Source organism: Psychrobacter immobilis, from assembly GCF_904846185.1.
Lineage (GTDB): Bacteria > Pseudomonadota > Gammaproteobacteria > Pseudomonadales > Moraxellaceae > Psychrobacter > Psychrobacter immobilis_B.
Genome location: NZ_CAJGZQ010000039.1, coordinates 1 through 9,465, shown reverse-complemented (window position 1 = coordinate 9,465; position 9,465 = coordinate 1). Strand labels below are relative to the sequence as shown.

The 9,465-nt window shown below is 35.6% G+C and carries 12 protein-coding genes; 9 read left to right on the top strand and 3 right to left on the bottom strand.

Annotated elements, in window-relative coordinates; all coding sequences use genetic code 11:
* The first annotated feature begins 627 nt into the window (after positions 1 to 627).
* From JMW94_RS14240 to JMW94_RS14220, 5 genes are all read left to right on the top strand, one after another.
* The gene (locus JMW94_RS14240; RefSeq protein WP_201604837.1) at positions 628 to 1,038 is read left to right on the top strand and encodes a hypothetical protein; all 411 of its coding nucleotides are present in this window, start codon (positions 628 to 630) and stop codon (positions 1,036 to 1,038) included.
* 67 nt (positions 1,039 to 1,105) lie between these two features.
* Complete coding sequence (locus JMW94_RS14235) at positions 1,106 to 1,366, top strand: hypothetical protein (RefSeq protein ID WP_201604836.1); 261 nt, start codon at positions 1,106 to 1,108, stop codon at positions 1,364 to 1,366.
* A 104-nt stretch (positions 1,367 to 1,470) separates the two neighbouring features.
* Positions 1,471 to 1,671 (top strand): type II toxin-antitoxin system RelB/DinJ family antitoxin, encoded by a 201-nt coding sequence (locus JMW94_RS14230; protein ID WP_201604835.1) that lies wholly within the window; start codon positions 1,471 to 1,473, stop codon positions 1,669 to 1,671.
* A complete protein-coding gene (locus JMW94_RS14225; protein WP_181716922.1) occupies positions 1,668 to 1,952 on the top strand; it encodes a BrnT family toxin in 285 nt (94 codons plus the stop codon). The genes JMW94_RS14230 and JMW94_RS14225 overlap by 4 nt, the downstream gene beginning before the upstream one ends.
* The gene (locus JMW94_RS14220; RefSeq protein ID WP_227685542.1) at positions 1,939 to 2,235 is read left to right on the top strand and encodes a hypothetical protein; all 297 of its coding nucleotides are present in this window, start codon (positions 1,939 to 1,941) and stop codon (positions 2,233 to 2,235) included. Before JMW94_RS14225 ends, JMW94_RS14220 begins: the two co-directional genes overlap by 14 nt.
* A gap of 18 nt (positions 2,236 to 2,253) precedes the next feature.
* Here JMW94_RS14220 and JMW94_RS14215 read toward each other — a convergent pair whose 3' ends face one another.
* A complete protein-coding gene (locus tag JMW94_RS14215) occupies positions 2,254 to 2,763 on the bottom strand; it encodes a hypothetical protein (RefSeq protein WP_201604834.1) in 510 nt (169 codons plus the stop codon).
* 334 nt (positions 2,764 to 3,097) lie between these two features.
* Here JMW94_RS14215 and JMW94_RS14210 point away from each other — a divergent pair, with 334 nt between their 5' ends.
* From JMW94_RS14210 to JMW94_RS14195, 4 genes are all read left to right on the top strand, one after another.
* Positions 3,098 to 3,541: a Panacea domain-containing protein gene (locus JMW94_RS14210; protein WP_095570678.1), complete on the top strand. Its 444-nt coding sequence runs from the start codon at positions 3,098 to 3,100 to the stop codon at positions 3,539 to 3,541.
* Between the two features lie 4 nt (positions 3,542 to 3,545).
* The gene (locus tag JMW94_RS14205; protein WP_201604833.1) at positions 3,546 to 4,688 is read left to right on the top strand and encodes a RelA/SpoT domain-containing protein; all 1,143 of its coding nucleotides are present in this window, start codon (positions 3,546 to 3,548) and stop codon (positions 4,686 to 4,688) included.
* A 416-nt stretch (positions 4,689 to 5,104) separates the two neighbouring features.
* Positions 5,105 to 6,322 (top strand): adenine-specific methyltransferase EcoRI family protein, encoded by a 1,218-nt coding sequence (locus JMW94_RS14200; protein ID WP_095570680.1) that lies wholly within the window; start codon positions 5,105 to 5,107, stop codon positions 6,320 to 6,322.
* Positions 6,323 to 6,339: 17 nt separating this feature from the next.
* Positions 6,340 to 7,503 carry an HNH endonuclease family protein gene (locus JMW94_RS14195; protein ID WP_095570681.1) on the top strand — a complete coding sequence of 388 codons (1,164 nt, stop codon included), beginning with the start codon at positions 6,340 to 6,342 and terminating at the stop codon, positions 7,501 to 7,503.
* A 61-nt stretch (positions 7,504 to 7,564) separates the two neighbouring features.
* On the opposite strand, the gene repM is transcribed toward JMW94_RS14195, so the two are convergent.
* Both repM and JMW94_RS14185 read right to left on the bottom strand, forming a co-directional pair.
* Positions 7,565 to 8,509: a replication initiation protein RepM gene (repM, locus tag JMW94_RS14190; protein WP_227685541.1), complete on the bottom strand. Its 945-nt coding sequence runs from the start codon at positions 8,507 to 8,509 to the stop codon at positions 7,565 to 7,567.
* Positions 8,510 to 9,133: 624 nt separating this feature from the next.
* Positions 9,134 to 9,465: hypothetical protein (locus JMW94_RS14185; protein ID WP_201604832.1), on the bottom strand; the 332-nt coding region annotated here is incomplete at its 5' end.

Sequence of the window (9,465 nt, the reverse complement as noted above, 5' to 3'; positions counted from 1 at the left end):
CTAATATCTCCTTTCATAAACTGAAGGTCTTCAAGAAAGTTATTGGTATCTGACTCCAGCTTTTTCTTTAAGTAGCCACCAGGCGTTTGCCCTGCCTCTGCTGCTATCGCTTCTAGTTTTAGGTAGACTTCAGGCTTTAATCTAAACGATACGGTAGGGGTGCTCATAATTATCCTTGTTTGCAGATTGCATACAGTAATATACCATATAAATCAGCTACTTAAATTAATTTTGTTTGCACTTTGCATGCAGAAAAAATCATTTTAAATCAGGTAAGTTACTGATTTAAAATGATTTTTTTCATCGCGATAGGGTGCGTAAGGTGTAGTCATTAAATTGGATAATTTAATGACCAAAAAGCAGGTAGAAAAATCGGTTATTTTCTACCTGTGGTAAGCCTTTTTAGCTAAAAAGGCTTATAAGAGCGTTACACAAGCAAAAACTAAGCAAACTACGAGCATTTTACTAGCAAATTATGAGCAAATATAATGAGACTACTGTATTATGAGCAAACTACAAGCAAACTACAAGCAAACTACGAGCATTTCACTAGCAAATTATGAGCAAATATATTTAGCACCTTGTACTCATATTAGTGACCGCTAAAAACTAGATAGAGAGCAATTTATGGCTAAGAGAACAAAGTTTTCCAAATTTCGTGATCTTTATGAGGTGATCGAAGAGCTGGCTGTTTCATATACCTATGAAGGTGTGGTTGAGATATTAGCTGAGCGCCATGACCTCATTCTAACGACTGGCACACTGACCAATTATCTTTACCGCTATAGAAAAGAGTCAAAGAAATCATCTGTCTCTACAGATAATTCTAATGGTAAGGTTGAGATTAAACATGAAGCTTCTGGACAAACTTTTGTTGATCTGAAAGGTGGTGAACCGATTCAAGAGAGCGATACAGATATTGATGATGATTCTAAAAGTGATGAACAAGACGTTGAAGAAATAGATTACGATGCTTTGTTAGAGGAAATGAAAAGAAAAGCTGCAATCAAAAGCAATAGATCTCTTCTTGATAGGTAAGTTATTGATAGTAAATAAATCAAAATTCCATAAAGGGACATTTTCCGAGTGTGAAAAGGAGTAGTTTATGAGTATTGAAGGTATATCAGTAGCAAGTAACCATTTCATGATGTTTGAAGAGGCGCAACGAGAATACTACCGTCAAATGGGACGTCTTAACACCTTTGGTTTAGAAAACGAAGCTCATAGCGATAGCATACGTAAAAAAATGTTTGAGTTAAAAGATGAGGAACGTTTACTAAGAGAATGTAGCGCGAGCGAACTCTACATCATACAAAAACAGCTAAAACAGAAAATTGATGATTTCCTGGATGGATTGAATGAGTAGCGCATTACTGTCACTATTCGTGAAAGTCTGAAACGCTAAAGTGATTGAGTTGGGTACACTTATCGCTTATATTGAGGGTACATAAATAAGCGATAAGTAATGCTATGACCACAACCAATTATAATATCCGTCTTGATCAAGAGTTAAAAGATAAGGCGTTTTCGGTGCTTGAAGGCTATGGCTTAACGCCTTCTCAGGCGATTAAGCTGTTTTTGCATCAGGTAGCAGAAACCAATAGCATACCGCTGTCTTTTGATTATCAGACAATGCCTAGCACCAATACGCTTGAAGATGGTGATCAATGATTGAATTTGAATGGGATGAACAGAAAAATAGCAGTAATCAACGCAAACATGGCTTATCCTTTGAAGAAGCAGCTCGGGTATTTTTTGATCCTTTGTGTTTGCGTCAGCAAGACCGATATGAAAATGGTGAAGAACGGTGGCAAGCGCTTGGCGCAGTGAATGGAGTGGCGGTATTACTGGTCGCTCATACTCAAAGAGATAGTGAGGGGGGTGAAGTTATTCGTATCATATCAGCACGACGCGCCACTAAGGCTGAAAGGAGGTTTTATGAACAAGGTTAGCTATAAAGCAAATGAATTACCGTCTTTAAGCGCTGAGCAAGAAGCCAACTTGCAACGATTGGCTACGCTTTCAGATGATGATATTGATTTGTCTGATATGCCTGAAGTTACTGATTGGTCGGGTGCGACCCGTGGCAGCGTAGTGCCAAGTGATGCTATAGTCGGTGCCAGTATCGTGAGTCCTAGTATCATTGCTCGATTCCAGGATAAGGCTAAAAAGACCGGCGGAAACTACCAAGATATGATTAACGATGCGCTAGAAGAGTATTTGTTAGATCATTAGTCGATAAGCTTACGATGTTTAAAATTCCCACCACTTTTTTTTCTTCTGGGTCGTAGCAACGGTTGAGTCGTCTGTTTTTTCTTTCTCTTGTTCAAGAGGTGGCTCATAGTCAGCCTCAGTTTTTTTAAACTCTAACAGTCTAACCTGAGCAAAATCCTGAATACTGGCATTGGCTTTATCCAGTGTTTTGTTCAGCTGTGCTATCTGCTGCTGATAATTCTCTATCAACTTTTTTTGATCGCTCACTTGTTGGCTGAGGTGCTCATTCTTGAGCTTTTCAAGCGCTAATAGGTGTTCAATCTCTGTATTGTACTGAACACTTTGATTGTTCAGAGGTGTACTTTGGACAGTGTTCACTGGACGTTCAGTACGTTTTTTAGAAATTGGTTCACCAAACACGCGCAACATTTCTGAAACGTCTATTTTCTTATCTGATGTTCTGGATAGCTCACCATCATTGACTTTCTGATAGATGGTGGTTCTTGATAAACCCCATTCTTTTGCCGCTTTCGTCACCGATATGCTCATGATTCACCTAGTGTTCAAGTACGTTTTTAGCAAGTGTTCAGAACGTTCAGTGAACAACTATGGCATTAATTCGTCAGTGGGGCAAACTGAATGTTTGGGTTGCTTTATCTAAGTGAAAAGAGTATACGTATGGTATACTGTACTGCTCCGCTAAAAACAGCAATATATATTTAGTTGTATTTGCTACCTCCGAACTGAAGTAATTCATTTACATTTTTTAAGTGTGTTTTACGGATAACCTACCACATCTTCAAACATATACATGCCTAATTTTGAAACTTTTAGGATCTATTTTCCTCTAAATATAAACTAATCAACCTAAAGGGAGGTTATTATGAAATATTCAGCTATTGCTGTTGCCAATGCGTTTATTGAACAATCTAATAATGGAAAAACTAATAACTTAACTCCAATGAAGTTGCAAAAGTTAATGTTTTTTGCTCAATCATGGTATTTAAAGTCAAACAATAGCCCTTTGTTTGAAGGATACTTTGAGCGATGGCAATATGGCCCTGTTTTACCTGAAATTTACCATGAATTTAAAGTTTTTGGCGCTAAAAGTATCAGTAGTTTTGGTTACAGTATGTGGAGTGAGCTTCAAACAGTACCTTCTAACGACAAACAAGTAATCGAATTTCTAGAACAAATAACTGAAGCTTACGGTAACTATAGTGGTACTCAACTATCTTGGATGACACATCAACCAGAAACTGCATGGTCTAAAGGTGCAGTAGGAACTCTTATCAACTTTCAAGAGATGGTTGAAGGTAGAGTGTAATAATGTGAAATTAGATATAAGAACAACCTTTGAAGATATTGAAATTGAAGACATTAAAGAGAGTGACGTCAATCAAGAGACGCCACTCTCTTTTCCTATTTCTAAAGGCGCCATTACAAAATCTGGTGATATCATACGTTCTTATATGAAAGAATTAGATTCGACTTCTAAAAATACAATAAGTGAAGAAGAGTTCAGAGATGCACTATTTACATTAAAGCGGTATCGAGAAAATCATATCCCCTCTCTAAAGTATTTTTCTGCTTTATTAGAAGGTAAATTAAAGCGTTTGCAGGTTTTTGAACAAAGTATCGTTTCTTCTCGATCAAAAAGGTTAGAGTCTATAGCTAATAAGTTAGTGGTAAGGCCAACTATGAGATTAGCTCAAATGGACGATCTAGTAGGTATCAGAGTTACCTTACCTGATATGGAAGTTTTAGATCAGTTCATACATGACACTCATAATTGCGAAATAATTAACTCTGATTGTATTTTTGATGATTTCCATACTACAAACTATATCTCGGAACCGAAGCCTGATGGCTATAGAGGTATACATCAAATATTCAAATGTAAAGCTGATGGAAATAGTTATTTTAAATTAGAATTACAAATCCGAACTAAAATCCAGCATGAATGGGCAACTGTAGTAGAGATATTGGGATCTTTGCAACGTGTTTCATTTAAAGCAGGGCAAGGAAACGAAAGCTATCTACGTTTTCTTGAGTTATCAAGTGTTCTTTTTTCAATTGAAGAGGGTTCTCCTATAGTCGCTGCTTACGCAAAGCATACTCCATCAGATATATGTATTAAGTTAGATGTTTTAGATAAAAAATTACAGATTATTGAAATGCTAAGAGGTTTTACCTCCATACCCTCGCCTAAGCAAAGTGTTGAAGCAAAGTATTATTTAATTCAACTAAATTTATATACACATGAAACAAAAGTTTTGCCATATGACGATGAACGCGATGCTAACGAAGACTATGTAAGATTAGAGCAGGAATATCAAAGAAGTAATAATTTTGATGTTGTTTTAGTGTCTGTAGATGATGTCAATAAAATTGAAGAAGCTTATCCGAACTATTTTTTAGATAGTAATGATTTTATTAGTAGATACACTAAACTCTTAGTGAAATATTCATAATTAAAGTGAAGATGAAAAAACAGACATTCATTTGAATATTTCCAAGTATAACTTTTCTAAACTTGTATAAGCGTAAGGGTATTTTCCAAAATAGACTGCTAACTCTCTTAAGTTAGTTGTAGGGCACACTGACATTTATAATATCTGTTCTTCTCTACCTTAAAAGCAACCAAGCCATTTAGTTAGGTTAAAGTGCATTTCTAGATAGACATAATGTTCAGTGAATAACTATTCCACCAACCTAACTATGAGGCAAATCAAAAAGGGTTTGATGTGTAGCTCATGTCATTAGCATCTTCTATGCCTATAATTGAACAAAGTGTTGAGAAGTATGGGTAATTACCAAAAATAGACAGAAGATTGATATTATAAATTCGCAAATATTAAAAATATTAGTTATATAGGATTATTTTGTAATGGCAAATAGTGGACAAAGTACCGCAAATAGAAACCTCTCTAAGGCTAAGACAAACAAGAATGATGAGTTTTATACACAATACGAGGATATCGAAAAAGAAATAAATGCATATCTAGATTATGATCCAAATGTGTTTTTTAACAAAACCATATTGCTTCCATGCGATGATCCTGAATGGAGTAATTTTACAAGATATTTTGCTCAAAACTTTGTTAGGTTTGGTTTAAAAAAACTTATTAGTACAAGCTACGCTCCCAATAGAAAAATCTATAAAGAGGATTATCAACCTAGTCTATTTGAGAGTAAAGATCCACAATTTGATGCAAGTAAGGCTTTAAATAACGGTAAGATATTTACACTTACGAAGGATAAGTCAGGTGATGGTAAGATTGATATAGACGATTTGGAGTGGTCTTATTTAGAAGGTGATGGTGATTTTAGAAGTGAAGAGATTGAGAAACTAAGAAACGAAGCTGACATGATTATTACTAATCCACCTTTTTCATTATTTCGTGAGTTTCTAGCTTGGATAGTTGAAGCAGATAAAAAATTCGTCATCATAGGTAATATGAACGCTATCACCTATAAAGAAGTATTTCCTCTAATTAAAGAAAATAGAATGTGGTTAGGCGCAACAGGTAACAGTAATGATATGGTCTTTGCTGTTCCCGCTGGTGCGGAAGTTAAAGAAAGTGATAGGCAAAAGGCTGCCAAGCTTGGTTATATTGGCGACTACACAAGGTTAGGCAACTCATGCTGGTTTACAAGTTTTGAGCATGGTCGCCGCCATCAACCATTGCAATTGATGACTATGGAAGATAATTTACGTTTTAATAATAGAATGAAAGGAAATTCTGCTTACGAAGTATATGATAATTACGATGCAATCGAGATACCATTCACTAATGCTATTCCTCGCGACTATGACGGTGTCATGGGTGTTCCAATTAGCTTTCTTGATAAATACAACCCTGATCAATTTGAAATTCTAGGTGCTACACAAAGAGGGTGTCACGACGAAGTACCCGATACAAAAAAATATGATGATTATGTGGAAGTTAGGCAAAACGGAGAGAGAACAGGCTCTTCAGGCGGTAAAACTAATGAAAACACTAATATTGCGAAAAATGATGGAAAGAAAAATTATTTTATAAATAAAGATGGCCATATCGTTCAGTCAACTTATCAAAGAATATTTATACGTCATAAAAAATAATAAAGGGAAGTTAGTAGATGAAAGCAATACTTAATACAGAGACTACCATCAGTGATATTTGCAAAGGTTTTGTTTATAACGAGTTTGAGGGGAAAGGGGTGTTTGGTTTATCAGGAAGATTAACTATACAACCTGAATATCAACGTAATTATATTTATGCAGATGGTAAAAGAGACGTTGCTGTCATTGAGTCAATATTAAAAGGCTATCCTATAGGTCTCATTTATTTTAACAAAACTGATGAAAATAAATTTGAAGTATTGGATGGACAACAACGTATTACGAGTATTGGGAGGTTTGTTACTAATAAATTTGCCATTAAAGACAAAAATGGAATGCAGCAGTATTTTAATGGCATAGCTGAAGACCTACAAAAAAAAATTCTTGAGACAAAGCTGTTAGTTTACGAGTGTGAAGGCACAGAAACCGAGATAAAAGAATGGTTTAAAACCATCAATATTATAGGCGTTCCTCTAAATGAACAGGAGCTACTGAATGCAGTATACTCGGGAAGTTTTGTCACTCTTGCCAAAGAAGAGTTTAGTAATAGCCAAAACTCTAATGTCCAGAAATGGAGTAACTATATTTCAGGCACTGCTCTTAGGCAAGATTTTTTAGAAACAGCTTTAGACTGGGTAAGTAAAGGGAATATCAGCGACTATATGAGCCGCCATCGCACAGACACCGATATAAATGAGCTTAAAAATTACTTTGATAGTGTTCTGGACTGGGTGTCAACTGTGTTTCTAGACATTGAAAAGGAAATGAAAGGCTTAGAATGGGGGCGCTTGTATACAGAATACAAAGGAAAGCCCTTTGATCCTCAGCAAGTATCAAAAGAAGTCCAAAATCTTTATGCTGATCCATACGTCAAAAAGAATAGAGGTATTTTTGAATATATACTTGGCGGTTCTGTTGATACCAAACTCCTTGAAGTTCGTATATTTGATGATGCAACTAAAAGATCTACTTACAATAAGCAGAAAAATAAAGCCGAGATCGAAGGCGTTTCAAATTGTCCTCTATGTGCAATAAGCGACAACTCCAATAAAAAAAGAATCTGGAAGTTAAGCGAGATGGATGCTGACCATGTTAAAGCATGGAGTAAAGGCGGATCTACAGACTCTAAAAATTGCGAGATGTTATGTTCTAGCCATAACAGAGCTAAAGGAAATAAATAAAATTTTAGATTGTTGCGCATAATTTAGAATAAGAATCAGAAACTAATTTTGTAGAATAGCTTTAAAATTCGAGATACTCTCGAATTGGACGCTTCTTAAATTGAGAAGCGTCTCTTTTAAGGCGATTAATCATCTCAAATTCCCACGCTTTAGGATCTTGACCTGCTGGACTGGTAGAGCTCACCAAATGATTGTAATCTGCTATAAAGCTAGGGTTGCGAGCAATACGTCCTAGTTGCTTATCGCTAAGTCCTTCAATAGCAGTCATATCGGCATTATTAGCAATTTTAGTAGCAACTTTTTCTTTACTTTTCTTTGCTTTAAACTTGAATGTAAAGCTTTTAATGACACGTCCCTGTTTGTGCTGTTCGTATTCAGCAGTAATATCAGTATGTTCGTTGATTTGAGTGATCGCCAAGTCTAAAACCCGTCTTTTAAAGGCTTCTATTCGTTGGTATTCCTCTACCAAGCCCAGCTTCTCGCGCAATTCCACAAGTGATATCTGATTGGTTTTGCCTACTGACCTCCATTGAATAATTAACTCATATAGTCTGATTGCATACTCACTCTGCAATCCTACGACCTGCTTCAATTCATATTCCGTGTAACGCGCTTCAAGCCTCGTAATTAAAGGTATTACATCACTTGCAAATACTAACTCAACACAACCTAAGTCATCAATGTAGCCAATCTTATCTACCCAACGACTTTTATAATGTCCTATCTTTCCTGAACGTTCATCTATCTTACTATACGCAAAACCTGCCTCATACAATCCTTCTACTGCTCTTTTCATAGCTTCATAAGATGTATGTTTTTCAACATTAAATTGTTTGGTATAGCTTTGCGCGTAAATTCTTAATAACCCTCCAGCTTCTATTAATGTTTTTTGTTCCCTTGCCTCAATAATCGCTAAAAATATTAAGCGTTGTTCAACTACTCCTAAACTATAACTCGCGCCAATTAAAGAGTTGTCCTTAGTAACTAACTGTTTAGACATTTTCATCTTCCACCTAATTTTAAGCAACTATAATAGCTAAAAGTTGTTAAAGCAACATTTTTATATATTAGTTGCTTTATAGGTCGTAAAACGTTGCTTTATAGGTCGTAAAACGTTGCTTTATGGGTCGTAAAACGTTGCTTTATGGGTCGTAAAACGTTGCTTTATGGGTCGTAAAACCTCCTAATACCAATGGCTTCCGAGGACATAAAAGCTTTTAAAAGTATTTAAAAACATTAAAAACCTTTTTGGTTATTAATAATTAAAATGACAAAAGAAAAAGCCAGTAAAGATAGCAATGAATTCAATATTAGTGATTTAAAATAATTTAAAAAATAGAGATCAAAGCGCTAGTCAAATAGAACTAATAGCATCTTATTTAGCTCCCTATAAGGTTCTAAATATAATTTGGTAATCTGCTAGGTAATTTACCTTTGCAACTTCTTAAACGGCTAGTATGGGCTTACACAGTTATGTATTTGTCAATAGCAACTAAAATTTGTGGAAGACAGCTAGTATCTCTAGCAGTCTTCCACAAATATGCTATCAAGAACAATTTTCTGCACATTGAAGGGCTTCTCAAAAAAAGCCCTTGTCTCAGCTGAGACAAGGGCAATCTATATTTAATTATCAATCCAAACTATTGTATGCTTTTATTCCTGCTTTATCGACCAATCTTTGAGCATTGGATACCTTGTTAGGTGCTGCCACCTCTCTTAATATCAATAACGATTCTAGCACTATCGGCATCAAAGCCTTGATCATATCATTCTGATTTGATGGACTCTCTACTGCTTTTGATCCTTCATCTTCCGACTGCAATAAGTGCAGAATCTCACTAATATCTCCTTTCATAAACTGAAGGTCTTCAAGAAAGTTATTGGTATCTGACTCCAGCTTTTTCTTTAAGTAGCCACCAGGCGTTTGCCCTGCCTCTGCTGCTATCGCTTCTAGTTTTAGGT

Excerpts from the sequence above, each read along its gene's own strand:
- JMW94_RS14230 (WP_201604835.1), top strand. The coding sequence starts at position 1,471 with ATGACCACAACCAATTATAATATCCGTCTTGATCAAGAGTTAAAAGAT.
- JMW94_RS14240 (WP_201604837.1), top strand. The coding sequence starts at position 628 with ATGGCTAAGAGAACAAAGTTTTCCAAATTTCGTGATCTTTATGAGGTG.
- JMW94_RS14235 (WP_201604836.1), top strand. The coding sequence starts at position 1,106 with ATGAGTATTGAAGGTATATCAGTAGCAAGTAACCATTTCATGATGTTT.
- JMW94_RS14200 (WP_095570680.1), top strand. The coding sequence starts at position 5,105 with ATGGCAAATAGTGGACAAAGTACCGCAAATAGAAACCTCTCTAAGGCT.
- JMW94_RS14215 (WP_201604834.1), bottom strand. The coding sequence starts at position 2,763 with ATGAGCATATCGGTGACGAAAGCGGCAAAAGAATGGGGTTTATCAAGA.
- JMW94_RS14195 (WP_095570681.1), top strand. The coding sequence starts at position 6,340 with ATGAAAGCAATACTTAATACAGAGACTACCATCAGTGATATTTGCAAA.
- JMW94_RS14225 (WP_181716922.1), top strand. The coding sequence starts at position 1,668 with ATGATTGAATTTGAATGGGATGAACAGAAAAATAGCAGTAATCAACGC.
- JMW94_RS14220 (WP_227685542.1), top strand. The coding sequence starts at position 1,939 with ATGAACAAGGTTAGCTATAAAGCAAATGAATTACCGTCTTTAAGCGCT.
- repM (WP_227685541.1), bottom strand. The coding sequence starts at position 8,509 with ATGAAAATGTCTAAACAGTTAGTTACTAAGGACAACTCTTTAATTGGC.
- JMW94_RS14210 (WP_095570678.1), top strand. The coding sequence starts at position 3,098 with ATGAAATATTCAGCTATTGCTGTTGCCAATGCGTTTATTGAACAATCT.